Origin of the sequence: Paenibacillus sp. FSL A5-0031 (genome assembly GCF_001956295.1) — a bacterium.
Taxonomy (GTDB): Bacteria; Bacillota; Bacilli; order Paenibacillales; family Paenibacillaceae; genus Pristimantibacillus.
Window position 1 is genome coordinate 1 of sequence record NZ_MRTD01000036.1, and the last position, 22,209, is coordinate 22,209.

15 protein-coding genes and 1 pseudogene are annotated in these 22,209 nt (G+C 42.2%); 10 read left to right on the plus strand and 6 right to left on the minus strand.

Features of this window, described 5'->3' with window-relative positions:
* The 6 genes from BK120_RS33030 to BK120_RS33055 form a co-directional block, all read left to right on the plus strand.
* Window positions 1–757, plus strand: a 757-nt coding sequence (locus BK120_RS33030; protein WP_076271715.1) for a carbohydrate ABC transporter permease, incomplete at its 5' end; no start/stop codon positions are given.
* Window positions 758–762: 5 nt separating this feature from the next.
* Window positions 763–1,644 carry a carbohydrate ABC transporter permease gene (locus tag BK120_RS33035; protein ID WP_076271716.1) on the plus strand — a complete coding sequence of 294 codons (882 nt, stop codon included), beginning with the start codon at window positions 763–765 and terminating at the stop codon, window positions 1,642–1,644.
* 20 nt (window positions 1,645–1,664) lie between these two features.
* The gene (locus tag BK120_RS33040; RefSeq protein WP_256711098.1) at window positions 1,665–3,758 is read left to right on the plus strand and encodes a YIP1 family protein; all 2,094 of its coding nucleotides are present in this window, start codon (window positions 1,665–1,667) and stop codon (window positions 3,756–3,758) included.
* Between the two features lie 12 nt (window positions 3,759–3,770).
* Entirely contained in the window at window positions 3,771–6,320 is a 2,550-nt protein-coding gene (locus BK120_RS33045) for a DUF5696 domain-containing protein (protein WP_076271717.1), read from the plus strand.
* On the plus strand, window positions 6,317–7,219 hold the full coding sequence (locus BK120_RS33050; protein ID WP_305953936.1) for a carbohydrate ABC transporter permease: 903 nt from the start codon (window positions 6,317–6,319) through the stop codon (window positions 7,217–7,219). The genes BK120_RS33045 and BK120_RS33050 overlap by 4 nt, the downstream gene beginning before the upstream one ends.
* A 20-nt stretch (window positions 7,220–7,239) precedes the next feature.
* A complete protein-coding gene (locus BK120_RS33055) occupies window positions 7,240–8,202 on the plus strand; it encodes a carbohydrate ABC transporter permease (RefSeq protein WP_305953938.1) in 963 nt (320 codons plus the stop codon).
* Window positions 8,203–8,389: 187 nt separating this feature from the next.
* On the opposite strand, the pseudogene BK120_RS35075 reads toward BK120_RS33055, so the two are convergent.
* The 3 genes and pseudogenes from BK120_RS35075 to BK120_RS33070 form a co-directional block, all read right to left on the minus strand.
* Window positions 8,390–8,533 (minus strand): annotated as a pseudogene (locus BK120_RS35075) (SpoVR family protein); the annotation flags it as partial.
* A 130-nt stretch (window positions 8,534–8,663) separates the two neighbouring features.
* Window positions 8,664–8,996 (minus strand): WGxxGxxG family protein, encoded by a 333-nt coding sequence (locus BK120_RS33065; RefSeq protein ID WP_256711099.1) that lies wholly within the window; start codon window positions 8,994–8,996, stop codon window positions 8,664–8,666.
* A gap of 161 nt (window positions 8,997–9,157) precedes the next feature.
* Window positions 9,158–9,796 (minus strand): DUF2238 domain-containing protein, encoded by a 639-nt coding sequence (locus BK120_RS33070; protein ID WP_076271719.1) that lies wholly within the window; start codon window positions 9,794–9,796, stop codon window positions 9,158–9,160.
* 708 nt (window positions 9,797–10,504) lie between these two features.
* Here BK120_RS33070 and BK120_RS33075 point away from each other — a divergent pair.
* On the plus strand, window positions 10,505–13,618 hold the full coding sequence (locus BK120_RS33075) for a hybrid sensor histidine kinase/response regulator (protein WP_076271720.1): 3,114 nt from the start codon (window positions 10,505–10,507) through the stop codon (window positions 13,616–13,618).
* A 287-nt stretch (window positions 13,619–13,905) separates the two neighbouring features.
* Here the strand turns inward: BK120_RS33075 and BK120_RS33080 are convergent, their stop codons facing one another.
* The gene (locus BK120_RS33080) at window positions 13,906–14,151 is read right to left on the minus strand and encodes a hypothetical protein (protein ID WP_076271721.1); all 246 of its coding nucleotides are present in this window, start codon (window positions 14,149–14,151) and stop codon (window positions 13,906–13,908) included.
* Between the two features lie 1,642 nt (window positions 14,152–15,793).
* On the opposite strand from BK120_RS33080, the gene BK120_RS33090 reads away from it, so the two are divergent.
* Both BK120_RS33090 and BK120_RS33095 read left to right on the plus strand, forming a co-directional pair.
* A complete protein-coding gene (locus BK120_RS33090) occupies window positions 15,794–16,870 on the plus strand; it encodes an L-dopachrome tautomerase-related protein (protein WP_076271723.1) in 1,077 nt (358 codons plus the stop codon).
* A gap of 60 nt (window positions 16,871–16,930) precedes the next feature.
* A complete protein-coding gene (locus BK120_RS33095; RefSeq protein WP_076271724.1) occupies window positions 16,931–17,455 on the plus strand; it encodes a hypothetical protein in 525 nt (174 codons plus the stop codon).
* A gap of 362 nt (window positions 17,456–17,817) precedes the next feature.
* On the opposite strand, the gene BK120_RS33100 is transcribed toward BK120_RS33095, so the two are convergent.
* Both BK120_RS33100 and BK120_RS33105 read right to left on the minus strand, forming a co-directional pair.
* Window positions 17,818–19,269 carry a SpoVR family protein gene (locus BK120_RS33100; protein ID WP_076271725.1) on the minus strand — a complete coding sequence of 484 codons (1,452 nt, stop codon included), beginning with the start codon at window positions 19,267–19,269 and terminating at the stop codon, window positions 17,818–17,820.
* Between the two features lie 169 nt (window positions 19,270–19,438).
* Window positions 19,439–20,347: a sensor domain-containing diguanylate cyclase gene (locus BK120_RS33105; protein ID WP_076271726.1), complete on the minus strand. Its 909-nt coding sequence runs from the start codon at window positions 20,345–20,347 to the stop codon at window positions 19,439–19,441.
* A 320-nt stretch (window positions 20,348–20,667) separates the two neighbouring features.
* On the opposite strand from BK120_RS33105, the gene arfA reads away from it, so the two are divergent.
* A complete protein-coding gene (gene arfA / locus BK120_RS33110) occupies window positions 20,668–22,176 on the plus strand; it encodes an arabinosylfuranosidase ArfA (RefSeq protein WP_083682723.1) in 1,509 nt (502 codons plus the stop codon).
* Window positions 22,177–22,209: the final 33 nt, after the last annotated feature.

Below are 22,209 nucleotides of genomic sequence, written 5' to 3' on the forward strand. Positions count from 1 at the left end.
ACTTGAAGCGCCAGGGTGGGTGGGTTGGGAAAATTATGCCAACTTGTTCGTCAAGGATGAAGTTTTTTTAATTGCGTTGAAAAATACGCTGCTGTTCGCGGCGATAACCGGTCCGCTCAGCTATATCGTTTGCTTCTTTCTTGCATGGCTCATCAACGAGCTTTCACCTAAGATAAGGTCTATTATAACGCTTCTATTTTATGCGCCTTCGATTTCAGGAAATGTATATTTGATATGGCAAGTTGCCTTCTCTGGCGATTCTTTCGGCTATATCAACGCATTCCTGATGAAATGGGGATTTATTCTTGAACCGATTCAATGGCTGCAGGATCCCAAATACATGCTGGCGATTATTATGCTGGTTCAGCTCTGGTTAAGCCTCGGTACAGCCTTTCTGGCTTTTATCGCTGGATTACAAGGAATGGATATGACGCTAATTGAAGCTGGTGCGATCGATGGCATAAGAAATCGCTGGCAGGAGCTGTGGTTTATTACATTGCCTTCACTTCGTCCGATGCTGATGTTTGGCGCGGTTATGCAGATTACATCTTCGTTCGCGGTCGCAGATGTGGCAACAAGCCTGGTCGGCTTCCCAAGCCCGCAGTATGCGGGACATACAATAGTAACGCATCTGAATGATTTCGGGACGATACGTTTCGAGATGGGCTATGCTAGTGCGATTGCAACCGTATTATTCGCGATTATGCTAGGCTCGAACTTGGTCGTGCAGAAATTGCTTCGGAAGGTGGGTGACTAGAGAGCATGAATATAAGCTTTCGTCTGCGTCGAGAGAAGAAACTCAATCGTTCCCTTCCTGTTGATATAGCTCTATTTCTAATATTGTTAGGAGCGGGAGCATTCATGGCAGTGCCTTTCGTTTTCATGATCAGCACTGCGTTAAAGCCTTTGGATGAGATGTTCCTGTTTCCACCTACATTTATTGTACGTTCTCCGACAGTGGATAACTTTTATGATTTGTTACTTATTTTTTCTGATTCATGGGTACCGCTTTCTCGCTATGTGTTTAATACGGTTTTTGTTGCATTAACCGGCACGGTCGGGCACGTCATTTTAGCTTCCATGGCAGCGTATCCGCTAGCGAAGCTGAAGCTTCCAGGCGGCAATATCCTATTCGGGATTGTTATTCTATCGCTGATGTTTGCTTCACAGGTAACGTCCATTCCCAACTATTTAACGATTACGTGGCTGGGTTTGCTCGACTCTTATTGGGCGCTGATTTTCCCGGCTCTAGCAACTTCGCTGGGTTTGTTTCTAATGAAGCAATTTATGGAGCAAATCCCTGATGCGATAATCGAAGCCGCGAAGATTGATGGTGCGAGCGAGTACCGGATCTTTTGGACCATAGTCATGCCAATGGTTAAGCCAGCGTGGCTAACGCTTATTATTTTTTCCTTTAAAGGCTTATGGGGAACAGGCAGCGGGGGCCAGGGCGCTTCCTATGTGTTTAGTGAACAGTTAAAAACGATGGATTATGCCTTTAGCCAAATTTTGTCCGGAGGATTTGCTCGTTCCGGACCGATGGCTGCCGCTGCGCTCATTATGATGCTTGTGCCGGTTACGATCTTTATCGTGACGCAAAGCAGCGTGATTCAGACAATGTCGACATCAGGCCTGAAAGAATAAAAGAGAAAGGGGGAACGCAATTGGCGTCCATAAGGGGCATTGCATCATTTCTTATCCTTATGTGCTTCATTACCGGCTTCGCTGTTCCGGCTTATGCTCTGCCTGATCACGGATACAACTATTCCTACTGGGAAGAGGCGGAGCCTGCGCCGTATCCTTATCTGGCCGAGAAGCATGTGGACGGATCGGAGCTTGGTATCGGCCATTTTAATGTTCCGCAGGATTTATTTGTTGCCAAGGATCATCGGATTTATATCGCAGACACAGGTAACAATCGTATCGTCAGCTTAGATGAGAATGGCAAACTTATTCGTACGATAGACGGCTTCGACAATAACGGCAAGAAGGAAACCTTTAACAAGCCTTATGGCGTATTTGTCGATGCTTCACAAAATATTTACGTAGCGGATACGTACAACAATCGGATCGTTAAGCTCAGCAATGATGGTACTCTCATTCAATTGTTCGGAGCTCCTGAGTCCAGCATACTCCCGGAAGGGTTTCAATATTTCCCCTTCAAGCTGTACGTTGATAAGTTTGATCGGATTTACGTGATTGCGCAAGGTGCCTTTGAGGGGATTATGGAGCTTGACGCTTCAGGCGGTTTTAAAGGTTATATCGGAACGAACAAAGTGAGATTTAATCCAACTGACTTGCTGTGGAAACGTTTATCGACCAAGGAGCAAGTCGGGAAAATGGAGTTATTCCTGCCGGTTGAATTCAGTAATTTGGATGTCGATGATCGCGGCCTAATCTATGCCGTATCTTCAGAGGCTAATTCGAATACACCAATTAAGAGGTTTAATCCCAGTGGGGAGGACATCTTGCGCCGTGAAGGCTATTTCCCTCCGATGGGAGACATCTCGGTTATTCGACTTGACCCAACAAAGAGTGTAGTGAGTGACCCCAAAAATAGAGGAAGCTCTAGATTCATTGATGTAGTGTCCGATGAAAGCGGCATGTATAGCGGCTTAGACTCCACTCGCAATCGCATCTTTACCTATGATCGCGATGGCAACCTGCTCTATCAATTTGGGGGAATAGGCACACAGGCTAATAACTTTCAAAAACCGGTGGCCCTTTCAATGCTCGGAGAGCGAATAGCGGTTCTGGATAATGAGATGAACCGGATGACGATTTTTGCGCCGACTCGCTATGGCAAACTAATCCGGCAAGCTGTAAAGGCCCATTATGCGGGCAAGGTGGACGAAGCTGCTGATTCATGGAATAAGGTGCTTCAATTAAACGCTAATTTCGATATCGCTTATATTAGTATGGGCAAAGCGTTTCTCAAGAAAAACGAGAACAAGATGGCCATGAATTATTTCAAAAACGGAAATAACAGGAAGTATTATTCAGAAGCTTTCAAACAATACCGCAAGCAATATGTATGGGATCATTTCGGTACCATTATGACGGTTCTACTCTCCGCTGCCGCGCTCTTCGCTGGGATCCGTATCTATTGGGTTAAAAGAAGGCCGAAGCTCTACTTTGTTGAAACCAATATTGTAAAAGCGCCTTTCTATACAATGATGAGACCTTTCAACGGATTCTGGGAGATGAAGTATGAACAGAAGGGTCGAGTGAAAATTGCGCTGATTATTGTGTTGTTACTTGTCGTGACGATGATTTTGAAGCGGCAATACTCGGGTTTCGTTGTTAATTTCAATAAGCTAAGCACTCTTAACAGCGTGGATGAGCTCATCTATATTGTGCTGCCATTTATTTTGTTTTGTGTGGCCAACTGGTCACTGACAACATTAATGGACGGTGAAGGAAAGTTTCTTGAGATTATTACAGCTGTTGGTTATTCGCTGCTGCCGTTCATTATTTTGTACCTGCCGCAAGTTGTATTCAGTAATATGATTACGCATGAAGAAGCCCCTTTTTATTATTTGATTGAGTCTGCTGCTATTTGCTGGTTTTTGTGGTTGTTGTTCGTGGGTATGATGACCATTCACCAATACTCTATTTTCAAAACATTACTGACTTTATTCCTCACCGTTGTAGTCATGGTTTTTATTGTTTTTCTATGCATCCTTTGTTTTAGCTTACTGCAGCAGATGACCACTTTCATACTTTCAATCTATTCAGAAATCAGGGCAAGAGCATGAGGAGGTGCGTACATGAATAAGGGAAAGAAACGGACGATATTGATGATGCTATGCTGTCTTATTGCAGCATCATGCCTATACGAAACCATGTTCAGAAGCGAGATGGAGGCTGCGAACGAGAGTCAGAAAGTGAAGAAAGCTAACCACGAAGTGACTATCGCTTCCGAAATGAGCGCACTTCCGGGTGGAATGGGTATGATTGCTGAGAATGAGCATCTGCAGCTATTTATCGATAAGAAGACGACTGAGGTCAGTGTGAGGGAGAAACGCAACGGGCAAGTCTGGTCGACCAATCCCATTGATCATGCCAAAGATACGATTGCAACGGCAATTAATAAAACCAATCTAGCCTCGCAGCTGATTATTTCGTACTTCAATGACAAAGGGCATGAGTCCTTTATGAATAATGAAGAAGAGAGCATTAAGAAGAATCAGTTTGAGATTGCTCTCGTTGATAACGGGGTCAAAATCACTTACGAAATCGGAAGCTCAGAGAAGGGTCTAAGTTCTATCCCGAAAGCTGTCGGCAAAGAACGGTTTGAAGAACGAATCTTGAACAAAATTGCGGATGAAGCAGTTAGAAATAAGCTTCGTACTCGTTTTTTCTACAACGAGGAGAAGCAGCAGTATGAGCGCAAAAAAATGCAGGATTATGTCGTAAAGGACGTCGTGGCAGTTCTTGAGTCCATCGGCTATACGGCTGAAGATGCACAAGAGGATAACCAGATGGTGGAGAGTGGGGATCAGGCAGAAAATGTAGCACCTCGATTTACTATCCCGCTTATCTATCAGCTTGAGGGTGAGAATCTCATTGCACGAATTGCAACGGATGAGGTGATGGATTCGGACGCATTCCCCCTTCATACGATGCAATTACTTCCATTTTTCGGAGCCGCTGATCATGAGGCTGAAGGTTATATGTTTGTGCCGGATGGATCAGGAGCACTCATTTATTTGAACAATAACAACCATGCAGCACGTGCCTATGAGGTTCCGCTGTATGGCATCGATCAGACACCGCTGCAAAATTCGAAAACTGAGGTTCAATATACACAGGTTTCTAGATTTCCTGTTTTTGGAATGAAGCAGGAGAATCACGCGATGTTTGCCATTATTGAACAGGGCGATGCCCAGGCAACAATAACGGCGGATACGAGCGGCAAGCTGAATAGCTATAACCGGGTAGGTGCCACTTTCAAAATGAAAGACATGGAACCAGTTGTGTTTAGAACGGGCTCGGTTACCAAGCAGGTTCCTAAATATTCGGAGATGTATGATAGTGGCCTTCAAATTCGCTATGCTTTTTTAGAAGACTCTTCTGCTGATTATACGGGAATGGCTAATTACTACAGGGACTATCTGATTAAGCACTATGGCTTGACTCGGCAAAAAAGCGGGGGCGACACGCCATTCGTTCTGGAGTTAATCGGCTCGATTCCTGTTCGTAAAAACTTCCTAGGTATTCCTTATCCATCTACTGAAGCGGTAACCACCTATTCACAGGCGATAGAAATACTGGAGTCTTTGCAGCAACGTGACATATCCCAAATCCAGCTCAAATATTCAGGTTGGTTTAACAAGGGCGTTCAGCACAGGCTGCCTTCATCGATCAAGCTGGATTCTATTCTTGGTGGAAAAAAGATGTTTGAGAAATTATTAAATTATGCAGAGGAAAACAATATCGAGGTATATCCGGACGTTGCTTTTCAGAGGGTTTATGAAAACGGCAAGGGCTTTCAAGCATCAAAAGATGCCACGCGCTTCCTTAATCGTAAATCTGCTAAAAGCTTCGATGATGATATTGTAACAACCAATCCTTCAGATATGCTCTACTATTTGCTCTCACCTCGTAAATTGACGGGCGTGGTAGATAAGTTTCTGAAGAACTATGAATCATTTGACGCCGATGGCGTTTCCTTACGTGATTTGGGAGAGGATTTAAACAGTGATGTTACCTCTCATGAAACCGTTAACCGACAGGAAGCCATAGGGATTATAGGTGAAAATCTGCAGAAGATTAAAGAAGAAACCGGGAAAATCATGCTTAGCGGAGGGAATGCTTACACATTGCCGTATGCGAAGACGATCGTAAATGCTCCGCTCACGAGCAGTGAATTTAATATTGCTGACGAAGATGTGCCCTTCTACTCTATGGTTTTGCACGGATATGTGGACTATGCCGGAACGCCTATAAACCTCGGCCGTGATCAAGATCAGAGAACCGCCTTGCTAAAAACGCTGGAGACAGGATCCAATGTATTTTATCAATGGTTTTACGCACAGCCTACTATGATTCGTGATACGAAGCTGAACAACTTATATTCTCCGCATTATGGAGATTGGTTTGAGGAGGCCGTTCATCTATATAACGAATCCAATGCCATCTTAAGGGATGTGCAGGATCAGACGATTAAGGGCCACCGCAAGTTAGCTGATGAAGTATTCGAAACAACGTTTGAACAAGGCAAGAAAATAATAGTGAACTACAATAAATCTGCGGTAACGGTAGACGATATTTCTATTGAAGCACAGGGCTACCGCGTGATCGGCGGTGGATTATGATGAAACGTAAAAGTCCGACGCTGCAGCAGAAAAAGTCTAGACTAGGCATTCTTTTTGTAACTCCTTGGTTTCTAGGCTTTGTTTTCTTGTTTAGCATTCCATTGTATAAGTCCTTTCTGTATAGCTTAAATACGCTAACTCTTGGTAAGGGCGGCTTCGATACCAAATATGAAGGATTTTCATTTTATAAGCAGCTATTTATGTCGCATCCAACGTTCAATCGAACGCTGATTGAGGCAATTTCTGATATTTTAATTAATGTGCCGTCCATTACGATATTTAGTTTATTTGTCGCAACGTTGATTAATCAGAAGTTTAGAGGGAGGGTATTTGCGCGAGCCGTATTCTTTCTTCCGGTACTTCTTGCAGCCCCCGTGCTATCACTGGAGAACAGTTCCGAGATGGCATCCATTGCCTCAACGATTACGGGTTCTTCAAGTGAGGATGGAGGCTTTGCTTTTACTAGCTTTGAGCTTCAGCGAATGCTGGTTGAGGCGGGTGTAGGTAATGGGATTATTAGCTACATTACAGGATCCGTGGATCGAATTTATGAAATTATCAGCTCATCTGGTGTGCAGATACTGATATTCCTTGCAGCGCTCCAATCGATCTCACCATCTTTGTATGAAGCAGCGAAAATTGAGGGGACGACCGGCTATGAAGCGTTCTGGAAAATTACTTTCCCGATGCTTAGCCCTATTTTACTGACGAATATCGTGTATACCGTTATTGATTCCTATAGTACAAACGCATTAAGCCAGATGATAACGGATACGGCGTTTCAAACACTTAATTTCAGCCTCAGCGCAGCGATGGCGTGGGTGTACTTTCTTATCGTATCCGTCATTCTACTTGTGACTATGACACTCGTTTCACGCAAAGTATTTTATTACGATTAACAGGCAAAGGGGGGAATACAGTGAAGCTGGCCATCCGTTCAAGCGCAACAGCTTGGAGAGAACGTGCAAGGCGATTCAGCCTGCTTAATTGGAGTAAGCATTGGAGCTGGGTAACTGTTCGAACGATACTCGTGATCGGTTTTTGCTTTGTGATTTTATATCCGCTGTTTTTCAAGCTATCGGTGTCGTTTAAGGATCGTGTGGATTTGTATGATACAACTGTACTTTGGATTCCGAAAAACTTCACATTGGATACGCTAAAAATTGCTTTTGAGGCGCTTCGCTATCCGAAGACATTTATGAGTTCATTTACGATTGCGGGAGTATCGACTCTCCTGCAAGTGATTTCCTGCTCTCTGGCGGCATTTGGATTTGCACGATTGCGCTTTAAAGGGAGTAAGATCTTATTCGGGGGCGTTATCTTTACGATTATCGTGCCTGTGCAAACGATTATGATTACAACTTATCTCAATTATCGTTACTTTGATGTATTCGGTCTTATCGAGTTGTTCACCGGACAGAAGGGGATTAATCTACTGGACAGCTATTGGCCATTTATTCTTCAATCTGCTACCGGTATGGGAATAAAGAGCGGTTTGTTTATCTTCATTTTTCTCCAGTTTTTCCGAGGCATTCCTATGGAGCTGGAGGAGGTTTCTTACATTGATGGTTGTACCGTTTTTCAATCGTTTTACCGCATCATGCTGCCTAATGCCATTCCATCGATCGTTACAGTTGTCTTATTCTCGTTCGTGTGGCAGTGGAATGACAATTATTTCGTCTCTCTATTCCTGACATCAACAGATGTATTATCGACCAAGTTGCCTGTCATGTGGGCTTCCTTCTCTATGACGGACCCCCTCTATGCCTATATGGTTAAAAACGCGGGCGAGCTGCTGTTTATTGCACCTATCGTACTTTTGTATATGTTTGCACAGCGCTATTTCGTAGAAAGCGTAGAGCGCAGCGGATTGATCGGGTAAATGATCTTGGTAGGTTAAATCAGCCTATCAGGAAAGCCATTTCGTGTAAAATGAATAGCCCTTTAGAACTTACACTTTGTTCTAGGGGCTATTTTCGTTAAAAGGTTCTAATGATAACTGGATTACCGAAGTCTATAACAGTGGTCAAAAATTGCCGGGAAAGCACTACATGAGTTTACACAAAAGATTGATCGCGAATTTTCGCCCACGATTTATCGGTAATTTTCCACTCAGTGCCTTTTTTCTCGAAAATATAATTAATGAGATCCTTCGACAGGTAGTTGCGGATGAATGAAATATCGGAATCGAGCTCGCGTACCTCGAATATTTTCAAGCCCATATAATAGTAAGCCGAAGTCGTATAGGAGCATTATTATGTTGAAGTTTTTAATTAATAAAAATAAAAAAAGAAACTTATGAAAAAATCCCCCTTGTATATACAAAGGGGGATATGTGTTTAGTTATGCCCGATCACGGTCGCGATCAGTCGCTCGGCTTCGCATTCCTGCTAATCCAAGAAGACCTAAAAGACCAAGCCAACCCCAGTTGGAGCCACGATTAACTGGTGTTGCATTTGTTCTATAATTGTTATTGTTCAAAGATGTATTGTAACTATTTGTTCGATAATTTTGATTGTCATCTACATTTAATGCACGATTAGTGTCATTAGTTACGCGGTTGACATCATAACGAAGCTCCTGTCCCGGTGTGTTAACACTACTTTCCGCTGACACAGATATTGAATTGAACATCATTAAACAGCTGATAAAGCCAATTAATAAAAGACTTTTCATTAGATTACCTCGCTCTGTTTTGATTTTAATACACTTATATATTTTGTAGTAAAGGATAAGTTTATACCCGATTTTAATTGTCATTAAAATCAAGTTGTTGTTTCTTTTTTGAAAGGTAATTGCGACAGAAGACCCGGAAGAAATTAATCTGGAACTGCTGCTTATTCCTTTTTACCAATCATCCATGCGAGTATACCTATCCATACAACTCCACCAAGGAAAGCTAAAGCCATATCTTTTTGTGTATCGAAGACATCCCCTTGCATACCAACAAATTTGGCTTCGCCATTAGACCCAGCAATTAAGGCGGCTAACATTTCAAAGATTTCGAATAGTGCGCTAAATCCGAGTATAACGACAACTGGCAATATATATGACCAAATCCCGCATAGCTTAACTTTGGATTTTAATATCTCAAGAAATGGATAAGTAAATAATAAACCGAAGGCGAAATGTACGATTCGATCATAGTAACTTCTTTTTGTATGAAACGATGATTTTAGCCAATGGTCAAATGGTGTACCTTCATATGTATAATGTGCAGCATATGTATGAAGACAAAAGAAGATAAGCATCAGAAGATAGGACAGGTTTGAAAACCGAAACCATTTGTAAGTAAAAACAAGGATAAGAATAACCACTATAAGCGATAGGCTATTAGCAAGCCATTGAGATCGATTGGTGGGGGATATTGCCATAAGACCAAAAAATATAATGAAAACGAATATCATTAATTGTAGAGGTTTATTTCGAACAAAAGGAATGCTTGTATTTATCCTTTCTAGTCGTTCATCAGTCATAGAAATTTCACTCCTTAATTGAAATGACACCGTTCTGCACCAAATGATAATTACGTTGAAAACGTTATACTTTGCTGTAGCTTATCCTCTGACCTGATTATTCATGCAAAAGATAAAGTCGGTTGTGTGCCTGTGACTCTACATGGGGCTGCGTTAGTAATTCAAAAAAGTGGGGTGCGACTACCTTCGATTTTTAAAATAAAGCCTGGTATAAAATGAAGTGCACCCCTTATAGTAGATTTTGTAAAAGGGTAATTTGTGTATGTGAGTATCGTTATTTGAGGGTAAAAATAAAAATATGGTATGTTAGGTTATCAGTATAATCATTCCTCTATCAATAAAGGGAAGCAGCCGATCATTATGATTGGCTGCTTCTGTGTTTTTATTGAAATAACGGTCCCGTTAAGTACGAGATTTGCAAACAAACCTTCTACTTGAGTGATTTTAAGTAAAACATTATCTCTGCTCTGTCTACATTAGAAAATTGCAATGGCTCATCATCCAACAAACGTCTTAATTCGTCTAATGAAATCCATCGTATGTTCTTAGTATCATCACCTGAAGATAATAACTCCCTGGACTAATCACGCAATTATGGAACAAGGGATTCTGCAGTGCTTGTCGAAATATGATAGCTACCGGAAAGGGGCTTAACATTTTCAAGAATTCAGCAGAACTGTACGGTGAAACGTTGGGAGTGTGCACTATATGATTTGGATAAAAAACAAAACCACCCTGAAATATGCTGTGACGTTCATCCTGTTTCTCTCTATACTTCTCGGCATCCGGTGGCTATGGTCCGGAATTTTCCTTACGCCTGACCATCCTCGTGCGGTTCAAGGCGTGATCGATCTGCGCGGCTGGGACTTCGCCAACTCCCGTTCCATTACGCTGGACGGCGAGTGGGATTTTTATCCGGAAGCATTTTTCACGCATAAAAATAAGGATTGGAAATCCGAGGACAAGCGTAATATCATGGTCCCGGGAGATTGGCGAAGTGCTTTACCGGCAGGTTCAAAGTCGTCGTTCGGTTTTGGTACATACCGCCTGCGCATTCTTGTCGATCCTTTACCGCAACAGTCCTTTGAATTCTGGATTCAGGAAATTCAAGCCTCTTCCGTTGTTGAATTCAACGGTCAGATAGCAGGAATCGGCCAACCGACGGAGCAGGCGAATACGTATAAGCCCCGCCGAATTTCTTATACCCCGCTTTATAAGGCAAACGGAGTGAATGAGATCGAACTGCTTGTTCGCGTGGCTAATTTTGATAATCCGTTTAATGGAGGTGTTGTCAGAACCATCCGCTTCGGATCGGATACGGCCATCAATACCGAACGATGGATCTCCATTGGCTTTCAGATTATGACCTTCGTGGTACTGATGTTTCTTGGCTTGTACGCTGTGATGTTATATTTGCTCAGTTGGCAAAAAGGGTTGCTTGCCTTTTTCATGCTGGTTTTGACCGCCGGGATTACGATTGTGTCTGATAACGACAGTCTACTGCTGGTAGGTATGCCTTTTATCAACTATGCATGGGCACTGAAAATAAAGATAATCTCGTACTCGTTGTTTCCCTTTTTTTTCCTGATGATTACTGGAATATTTGCCAAGCTCCGAACAAACACAGTTCTGTTCCGTACGTACGCCATAGTACTAGTTTTGTATTCAGGATTTGTGTTGGTCATGTCCCCTCCGCTCATTTACTATCTAATCGAATTTAAAATATTCAGACTGCTTTATTGGTTTCCAATGACTTGGGTTATCTATTTAATTGGCAAACTTATAGCCAAAAATCAGCCAGGCGCCACTTTCCTGCTGCTTGCCACCATGAGCATATTGTCCAGTTCTGCATGGGGACTGATTAATGCTCACTTGGAAGTAATAAGAGTTTACTTCCCGTTTGACGTGCTGGTGGCTATCATCAGTTTTTCAGCTTACTGGTTTAAGCAATACTTCCGTAATTACCAAGAAAACGCAAAACTAAATGAGCAATTTAGAATGGCAGACAAGCAGAAGGACGATTTTCTTGCGAACACATCCCATGAATTGCGAAATCCCCTACATGGGATGCTGAATATGGCGCAAACCGTCCTTGACAACGAAAAAAATTCGATGAGCGGTGAGAGTGTCAAAAATTTGGAGTTGGTCATGACGGTCGGTCGACGCATGTCTTTAATGTTAAATGACCTTCTTGATTTGACTCGTCTAAAGGAGGGGAACATCCGCCTCCACGTGCAGACCGTTCAGGTGCAGGCGGTCGCTTCTGGCGTATTCGACATGCTTCGCTTTATGACCGATAGTAAACCGATACGGTTGGTGAATGAGATTCCGAACGAGTTTCCTCCTGTGATGGCCGACGAAAACCGACTCATTCAAATCTTGTATAATCTCGTTCATAATGCAATCAAATATACCAACGAAGGAAATGTCTCCATCCGGGTGGTCGCACTAGACGGGAAAGCGTACATTAGTGTTGCTGATACAGGCGTCGGCATGGACGAGGAGACGCTGCGAAGAATCTTTAATCCTTACGAGCAAGGCGACTCCAGCATGACTGCGGCTCCCGGGGGCGGCATCGGACTGGGCCTCGGCATTTGCAAGCAGTTAGTGGAACTACACGGCGAAACGTTGGAAGTGACGTCTGTCTCTGGCAAAGGTTCTGCATTCACCTTTGCTTTGGCTCTGTCCGATTCACCCTTTCAACGGGAAGCTGATTTTGCAGCAGGTCTGCCTGTCTATGCAGAAGCCGCCGTCGCTGACGACTCAAACATACACTACGGTACGAATGGCGATTCTGCCGTTGTGGAGAGAACGGTGAAACCTTCGGTTTTGGCCGTGGACGATGATCCGATCAACTTGAAAATATTGGAGAACATTCTGTCTGGGGAATCCTTCGACATCTTTGCGGTTACGAGCGGCAATGATGCCTTGTCTCATCTGAACACGAGAGTATGGGATCTTGTTATTGCTGACGTCATGATGCCTCACATGTCGGGGTATGAATTAACGAGAGTTATTCGTGAGCGCTATTCGAGCTCGGAACTGCCCATTCTGCTTCTGACCGCGCGTAACAAGCCAGAAGATATCGCCGCTGGTTTTTTGGCTGGGGCTAACGATTACATTTTGAAGCCTGCGGATGCGATGGAGTTAAAGGTGCGGGTACGGGCATTAACGGATCTGAACCGTTCCGTGCGCGAACGCCTGCGTATGGAAGCGGCATGGCTGCAGGCGCAAATACAACCGCACTTTTTATTCAACGCCCTCAATGCGATAGCTGCGCTTAGCGACATCAATCTGGACAGAATGCGCCTATTACTTGACGAGTTCGGCAATTATCTAAGAGCCAGTTTCAACTTTCAAAATTCCGAGCTGCTTGTTCCGCTTGGACAGGAGCTTGCTCTCGTACGTTCTTATTTATATATCGAGAATGAACGTTTTGAAGGCAGGCTGAATACCGTTTGGGAGGTCGAAGCGAACATGGAGCTAAAGCTTCCACCGCTATCCATTCAACCGATTGTCGAAAACGCAGTACGGCACGGCATCATGAGTCGCTTGTCGGGTGGAGTGATTCATATTCATATCGCCGAATATGAAGATAGAACAGAAGTAACCGTTGCTGATAACGGAGTGGGAATGGATACAAAAACGCGGCAACATATATTCGATAAACGTTCGAACCTAAGGCAGGGAGTTGGCTTGTTCAATATTAATCAACGGTTGAAACAATTATACGGGAAGGGGCTACACATTCAGAGTGATCTGGGTCAAGGTACGATAGTCGTCTTTGCCGTGCCGAATAATGCGGTGAACCAATTAATATAGCGGATCGCTGATGTGCAAACAAATTGTTGAATAAGTTGTTTTGTAAAAGCGAGTTGTTGTTAACTTTGAATGTTTGATTCTTGTTTTATCCAACTTTTATAATTTGTTTTTTTGACTAACTTATTTTTCCATTGATTTTAGATTTTACCTAAAGTAAAAACAAATAATGCTGCATATTCGAATTAATTCGAAATGCAGCATTAGGAAGTGAAATTTTTTTTATTGTAACCATCTCAAACATTTTTAATTGCATTCACACATCTAATATCGATTGACTATCTACCATTTTAATCATTTCGGTGTGATTCGTCATTGTCGTTGATATCGTCAGCAGCCCCGCCAGCCTTATTGCCCAATGCTGCACCTACGATACCGCCAACAACAGTTCCAACAGGACCCAAAGCAGAGCCTACGACTGCACCTGCAGCTATACCACCTGCCGTTCCTACAGCTTTTCCGATGTCAGCTCTATCCGTATTGGTACTATTTTGGTCAGAATCAAGGTTTCGATTGAGTTCTTCGTTGTTAGTCATCTAAATTCCCTCCTTCGTTTTAATGAGAGCTACATATTCCGTAGTCACAATGGATATCATGTCCCAAATAATATGAAAGGATTCGTAAAAGTAATGTTTAAATTAATATAGTAGAGGTGTAAGTCATATTTTTTTATTTTAAAGCTATTGCGAACTAGAAAGTTGAATAACTATACATCAACAATCAATATTTGATTGCAATTCGGAATCCTAGTATGTTCTTCCTTGATGAGATTGATGCTATTGCGCGGTAATCGATTCAGACAAAGGGATATACTCCAAAAACAACCTATCCACGAGAGTTTTAAAATCTTACATGATCCAAACGAAAGGATATGGAGTGCTCATGATGTACTTGAGCAATATAGTCTGCTGCATTATCAAAATGACATTTCCTCATCTAATAAAAGGAAACAGCCGATCATTATGATTGGCTGCTTATGTGTTTTTATTCACTAAGGTACTATTTTTTAGGCATTATTAAATTTCTAAGTCTTGCGAATATGCCTGTAGTAGCTTACAAGTTTAGCTGTTTCAGTAAACAGATAGCTGATTCTCTGTCAGATCTGAGAAGGAATTTAAGGAATCAGCATTGGTTTCGTCTAAGTGCTTTTTTATTCTAGTATGTTTATCTCTTATTTCTTTGCTCATAATAAATACCACTTAAATCAGAATCAATTTTACCATTTTCATCCTATTCGACGATATTCGTCATTTACCTCTTTATTTCGGCAATATTACTTATTGCAGCAAAAAGGCAGTCCACCATAAGGTTCTGGCGGACTGCCTTTGTCATCAAACGGAAATTGTAGAGATTTACTCAAAATAAGAAGTGCAAAATAACAACTGTTACTATTTTTAAAACGAGATATCTCTCCATGTTGATGTCTGATTGAACGCGGGTAAACAATTCTGTAACGTCCTTCTTGGTTAATAGCAATTACATTCGCTAATAATAAAGATACGGTCTACATTTTATTAGATAAAGGGGAAGGGAAATGTGTGACAGCACTTCTTTGTAATTTGTCAGGACGAATGACAAAAACATGGTCAAACAGGATAATTTGGTATTTAATGACGCCTTGAACTAGGTAGGATAAACCACCCCTGAAAGAGAGTGAAACACTGGTGATAATACCTGAACCGATAGAGCTACAGTACATAAAAAAATTAAGTGACGAAGAGAATACTCTGATCGAAGCGCTACGGACAATCCATATGCCTCCTGCAGCTGCTTTGCTGTTGGTTAGGAACGAACTAAAAGGACCGTTAGAAAACGGACCAATGGCAGAGATCCTAGATGGGTTCTTGGCGAGGCATACAGAAGGACACTAATAAGTGAAGCAATTAATTCAAGTGTTGATGCGCAAACGAAAAAAAGATAACACCGAATATGAAATGTAGAAACCGCATGTACTTGAAGACAAGTGCATATGTCTTGACTTTATCTTTGTAACATTTTCCAGTTTATCAACTGAAAAATGTTTTAACAAGCTATAGCTGCAGACACAACGTTTTTAATAATGGGAAGTTGAAACCCACAGCATTCATCACGATAGAAAAATTTATCAAGAACCAGGCATTACAAAAAAAATTCATCATATATAGTTGATATCCGTTCGGATTTGATGAGGAGGATATCATGCAACCTATGTTACCTAAGGAAAAATATTTTGGGCAGTTTGAACTGGTGCATGCTTTTTATGGGGCTATGCCTACAGGTGTCAGCGTTTCCGAAACCGGCCGTATTTTTGTTTGCTTTCCGAAATGGGGAGACGACGTTCAATTTACTGTGGCGGAAATTGTTGAGGGTGAAATGCAGCCTTATCCCAGTTTAGAAATAAATTTGGTTAACTTCGTCAGTGTTCAAAGTATCTTTGCAGATGGAAGAGGAATACTTTGGGTACTAGATACAGGGGCACCAAATTTTTCTGAACCTATCCAAGGGGGAGCAAAATTAGTGGCTGTTGATTTAAGCACGAATACAATAAGAAGAGTATATACCTTTACAGAAGATGTTGTCTTGCCAACAACTTATCTGAATGATGTCCGTTTGGATTTTCGGGTTGGAAGAGCAGGCTATGCATATATAACGGATTCTTCTTCCAGAGGGCCAGGAGCTATTATCGTCGTAGATTTAGAAAATGGGAACGCGTTTAGACGGTTAAATGGGGCAATATCAACTTCACCTGATCCCTATTTTTTACCGAAAGTAGAAGGTGAAATTTTGATGAATCGAAACCCGGACGGCTCGACTTCCCCATTTAGATTGGCTTCCGATAGTTTAGCGATTTCTCCTGATGGAAAGGTTTTATTTTATGCTCCGCTAACCAGCCGTCAACTGTTCTCAATCTCAACAGAAGCCCTAAGAGATATAAGGATACAGGACATGAATTTATCCCAATATGTGCACTATTGGGGGGAAAAAGGTGCGTCTGATGGAATGATCACCGGCGCAAACGGCACCGTTTATGCGGGAGACTATGAAAACAACAGTATCCGGAAGATATTGCCGAATGGTGCAATGGAAACCATCGCGCATGACCCGAGAATTTTATGGCCGGATACTTTTTCGATTGGCCCCGATCAATACTTATATGTCATTGTGAATCAATTACATCGGCAGGCGAGATTTCATTATGGAAGAGACCTGAGGGAGAAGCCATATAGTTTACTTCGTATGAGAATTGATGAATTCCCTGCTCCTACCTTTTCATAATAATTTTAAACAAAGGTAGCTATCCATCATCAACTAGCTAAGGAGCTAAGTCCATTTGGATTGGAGTATTCTGATGAAAATTCATATTTTGCTGTGCTAGAAGCTTTAACAGATGTTATTTTAAACCGTGGTGGTATGGAATGGTTAAATATTATGAGTAAAGCTGATGTTAATCCTGACGAGGGGAATTACTTGAAACTTAAGGATGAATTAGAAATTAGGAAATTTAATTTTATTGAGCTTTATAACTTGAATTATCAGGATCTGGACTTTATTGATAATTTAGAACATAATATACGCGTTTTTTCAGTTGATGGTGCTAAAGAGCCGGATTGGGATTTCATTATTAATGCTGCAATTGCATTAGGAGAATATATTATAATACGTGTTGGTGGAGAATGGTTGTTTTCTGAGCAAGATGAACGCTTATATCTTAGTCATATTGGTGGCTTAGAGAATGAGCAAATGAATTGTTTACTGCTTGTTTCTAGATATTGGTCAAAACCAGAATATAATCCGTACTCTATAAAAAAAGTTTTTCTTAGAATACAAGGAAATTTAAGTGAAAACTTATCTATAAATTAAACTGACATTACTGTTTCAACAATCGTGAGTTGTATACTTGAGACGTATATTGAAAGCCCTGTTCCGATTGGAATACGGTATCTCTGATACGTCTCTTTTCTTTGTCCATTGTTCCACTTAATCTAGAATAAGTTTGTCCATCATCACATGCTATAAGGACTTTTTTATTTAACTCGTAAACAAAGAGGGATTTTATTTACTTGAATATAGCAAAAGCTTAATATTACTGATCGGATATAGTCAAATTAGAAAAGGCACTTAGGATACGTACCCTAAGTGCCTTTTTATTTTGTTTAAACGAGGGGGAGAGGTGATGCGTCATAGCTCTTCAATGCAGAATTAAGAAGCACTATCCTATTAACTCAAACAAACTTCCGACTCGTCTTCTTCCCATCACAGCTGAACACAATCTTCTTATCCTCAACAAACGTCTCAAGGTGTACGTTCTTCCCCCAAAGCTGAACGACATGAGGCAGCGTACGCTCCACATACTTCAGATCGAGCTCCATCCCCTCATATTCATGAATAAGATAAAGCTCACCCACCCGATTAAAATCCCCATCCTTAACCATCAAGCTAGGAAACCCGCCGTTTACTTTCGAATAAACAAGCTGATCGCGAATTTTCTCCCACGACTTATCGGTAATTTTCCATTCAGGGCCTTTTTTCTCGAAAATGTACAGATCGAGATCATTAACCAGATCCTTCGTCAGGTAGTTGCGGATGAACGAAATATCGGAATCGAGTTCGCGTACCTCAAACATTTTTTCCCTGCCCTTGCCGGGAACGCGTCCGAAGCGTGCTTGTTCTTCCTTCGTTGGGTTATCGAATCGGCGCTCGATATCCTCGAATATTTTTAGGCCCAGATAATAGGGATTCAAGGTGTGCCGGGATGGCTGCACGACAGAGGAGTTCAGCTTAGCAAACTCGATTGTTTCATCGCTAGTCAGATCAAGCTCGCGTATGATTCGCTGATGCCAGTACGAAGCCCAGCCTTCGTTCATAATCTTAGTCTCGATTTGCGGCCAGAAGTAGAGCATCTCATCACGAAGCATAGATAGAATATCGCGCTGCCAATCCTCAAGAGTAGGGGAGTATTCCTCAATGAACCAGATGAGATCTTTTTCTGGCCGTGGCGGAAAACGTTTGGCGTCAGCGGCCTGCGATTGAGCGGCTGATGCGGCGGCAGCGGTTCGATCCGGGTCTAGATTCCACAAGTCATCGTAAGAGGAGGAAGGGATATTCCACTCTGAACGCTCGCTGTCCTTTTGCACCATTTCGATATAACGTTTCTTATCTAATTGATAAGGCTTAATGAGCGTCGGATCGACATGCTCTTGAATGGCGAGGATCGCATCGATAAACTTTTCGACCGCCTCCGTGCCATGATCCATTTCATATTGATGAATACGATCCGCCGTAGCAGACATGCTCTCGACCATATTGCGATTGGTAACACCAAAGCGTGCATTGTTTTTGAAAAAATCACAGTGAGCGAGCACATGGGCGACGATGAGTTTATTTTGAATGAGAGAATTGCCCTCTAGAAGAAACGCGTAGCAGGGGTTGGAGTTAATAACGAGTTCGTAAATTTTGCTTAAGCCGAAGTCGTATTGGAGCTTCATTTTGTTGAACGTTTTTCCAAAGCTCCAGTGGCTAAACCTTGTCGGCATACCATACGCGCCAAAGGTATAAATAATTTCTGCTGGGCAAATCTCATAGCGCATTTGATAAAAGTCTAATCCAAAGCCGGTAGCAATTTCTGTTATTTCATCAATGGATCGCTCCAGTGCACGAATTTCATCTTGTCTCATCCGTCATCCCTCCGCATGCGAAAATACGATTCATACCATGTGTATGAGCGGGTGGTCAAGGTTATGACGAAGTGTACAGGATGGACTCAGGATGTGTGGCGATCAAAAAAAGAAAAAACCTTGGACGTCCGCCACTTCGAGTTAAAACTCAAATTGAAAACAGACAATCTCAAAGTTTTTTTTCATTTTGCTTATTGTCGTACATCGCTAGGTCAGCGTTGCTTATCAATTCTTTTAGCGTGCTAGCCGTGCCGTGCGTTGAACTAATGCCTATGCTAGCGGAAATATGAATGATATGACCATCGATTGTGAATGGCTCGTCAATCGATTTTTTTATTTTACTGGCTACAAAATCGATATCTTGGTTGTCCACCAAATGCTGAAAGCAAATGACGAATTCGTCTCCACCGTATCTAACGAGGATGTCGGTTTTTCTGACGTCTTGTTTCAGTCTCTTAGAAATTTGAAGCAGCAGCAAATCACCAAAGTCATGACCGAACGAATCATTAACCTCTTTAAAATCATCGATGTCGATGAACATCACACTAAACTGCTTGTCCGAGCCAGCATGATCCAAATGAGATAAATAACGTCGATTGTAAAGACCGGTCAAGCTGTCTGTAACACTTGCGTTTTCTAAATCCAATATATATCCGAAAAAAGCGGCCATCGAATGGAGAAATCCGAGCTGCCTTTCATCTAGATGAATCGGTTCTTTATTTATGGCGCATAGGGTACCAACTGCTGCCTGGTCAGCTGTTCTTACAGCGATTCCGACCAAAGCTTGTGCTCCAAGTTGCTGGGTAATAGGTAAAGAGGCTGTACGCGGATCATCGAGTGTATTGGTGATGTTAAGAATGGAACAATCCTGCTCTAAAACAAGATTGCAATAACTTTGCAGCAAATGTAACGGTAAGCTATTGGTTCCTTCATTTTCATGACGGTTGAGCGCTCGTATGATTCTGCTTCCATTATGATCAATTGTAGCTATCAATAAAGTGTCAACCTGTAGAAAGTGCTTCAAGGTGTCAATAATATGGTCGGCTGCATCTTCTAGTGAGCGTATAGTACTGCTCATGCTCTCAACTCCTGCCGTAGTGTTGAAACAAAGGAATTACCTTATAGTCCCATAGTAGTCTAAATAGAGGACTAACTCAAGAAACAATTGATAATAACTAGGCAAATTGAACTATAAATTTGTGTCTTCGTAAACCTTTACCTTGTCTCGAATAAAGAATCGGTTCTCTATCCCTATGAATTAACATAAACATAAATTCATATCCCTCAAAATTAACACTTGAATTAATTACAAACGTGTAGTTAAATGGTAGTATAAATCACTATTAACGATTAACTGACTAATTAATGAAATTATTAATTTAATTGAGGTGGATGATCATGACAAACAAAGCGACAATGATAGTGGATAAGGATTTTCAAGTTGGGGAAGTGGATAAACGTATATATGGATCATTCATAGAGCATCTTGGGCGTGCGGTTTATGGCGGCATTTATGAGGCGGATCATCCGCAAGCAGATGGGCAGGGTTTCCGCTCCGATGTTCTTGAGCTTGTAAAGGGACTTGATGTGCCTATCGTCCGTTATCCTGGCGGTAATTTTGTATCCGGTTACAACTGGGAAGATGGTGTTGGTCCCGTAGATCAGCGTCCGAAGAGGCTTGAGCTTGCATGGCGAACGGTTGAGCCCAATTGGATCGGCTTTAATGAATTTATGGACTGGTGCAAAAAGGTGAATACAGACGCTATGATGGCCGTAAATCTTGGTACTCGCGGCATTGATGATGCACGCAACTTGATTGAATACTCCAATCATAAGTCAGGATCATATTGGAGCGATCTTCGTATCCAGCATGGTTATAAAGATCCCCATAATGTAAAGACATGGTGTCTCGGCAATGAAATGGATGGACCTTGGCAAATCGGACACAAAACTTCTGTAGAATATGGTCGACTTGCTAACGAAGCAGGAAAAGCGATGCGATGGGTTGATCCGACCATTGAGCTAGTTGCATGTGGAAGCTCGCACATCGGAATGCCGACGTTCCCTGAATGGGAAGCTACCGTACTTGATCTTGCTTATGATACGATTGATTATGTGTCGATTCATCAATATTATGGGAACCCTCATAACGACACGGAAAACTTCCTTGCACAGTCTATGAGCATGGATTCCTACATTAATACAGTCATTTCAACCTGTGATTATGTGCAAGCAAAAAAACGTGGAAAGAAGCAAATCAACCTTTCCTTTGACGAGTGGAATGTGTGGTATCATTCGAATGCACAAGACCGCAAGCTTGATCCATGGCAAATTGCTCCGCCACAGCTTGAGGACGTGTATAATCATGAAGATGCACTTGTTGTTGGCTGCATGCTGATCAGTATGCTTAAACGTGCAGATCGTGTAAAGATGGCTTGTATCGCACAGCTGGTTAACGTGATCGCACCAATCATGACGCAAAATGGCGGACCTGCATGGAAGCAAACGATTTATTATCCATACATGCACGCAAGCATTTTCGGTCGTGGCACAGTGCTGGTACCGCTAGTGAAATCGCCGAAGCATGATACAAAGGATTTTACAGACGTGCCATACTTGGAAACGGTAGCCGTTCATAATGAAGAGAAAGAGGAAGTAACGATTTTTGCGGTTAACCGCAACACGGAAGAATCGCTTCCATTCGAAATCGATTTGCGCAGCTTCGGCGCTTTCCAACTAATTGAGCATATCGTGCTTGAGTCTGATGATTTGAAAATGACGAACACGGCAGACGCGCCTAATCGCGTAACACCTCACACAGCAGGCAATGCTGCGCTTGCAGATGGCGGGAAAATTGCCGCGACGCTTAGCAAAGCATCGTGGAACGTTATTCGTATTAAACTATAATGGAATCAACAAGGGGATCCGGAAGCCGCGATT

Bases quoted from the DNA above. Each gene is read 5' to 3' on its own strand.
- BK120_RS33035 (WP_076271716.1), top strand. From the start codon at position 763: ATGAATATAAGCTTTCGTCTGCGTCGAGAGAAGAAACTCAATCGTTCC.
- BK120_RS33045 (WP_076271717.1), top strand. From the start codon at position 3,771: ATGAATAAGGGAAAGAAACGGACGATATTGATGATGCTATGCTGTCTT.
- BK120_RS33050 (WP_305953936.1), top strand. From the start codon at position 6,317: ATGATGAAACGTAAAAGTCCGACGCTGCAGCAGAAAAAGTCTAGACTA.
- BK120_RS33065 (WP_256711099.1), bottom strand. From the start codon at position 8,996: ATGAAAAGTCTTTTATTAATTGGCTTTATCAGCTGTTTAATGATGTTC.
- BK120_RS33070 (WP_076271719.1), bottom strand. From the start codon at position 9,796: ATGACTGATGAACGACTAGAAAGGATAAATACAAGCATTCCTTTTGTT.
- BK120_RS33075 (WP_076271720.1), top strand. From the start codon at position 10,505: ATGATTTGGATAAAAAACAAAACCACCCTGAAATATGCTGTGACGTTC.
- BK120_RS33080 (WP_076271721.1), bottom strand. From the start codon at position 14,151: ATGACTAACAACGAAGAACTCAATCGAAACCTTGATTCTGACCAAAAT.
- BK120_RS33090 (WP_076271723.1), top strand. From the start codon at position 15,794: ATGCAACCTATGTTACCTAAGGAAAAATATTTTGGGCAGTTTGAACTG.
- BK120_RS33100 (WP_076271725.1), bottom strand. From the start codon at position 19,269: ATGAGACAAGATGAAATTCGTGCACTGGAGCGATCCATTGATGAAATA.
- BK120_RS33105 (WP_076271726.1), bottom strand. From the start codon at position 20,347: ATGAGCAGTACTATACGCTCACTAGAAGATGCAGCCGACCATATTATT.
- arfA (WP_083682723.1), top strand. From the start codon at position 20,668: ATGACAAACAAAGCGACAATGATAGTGGATAAGGATTTTCAAGTTGGG.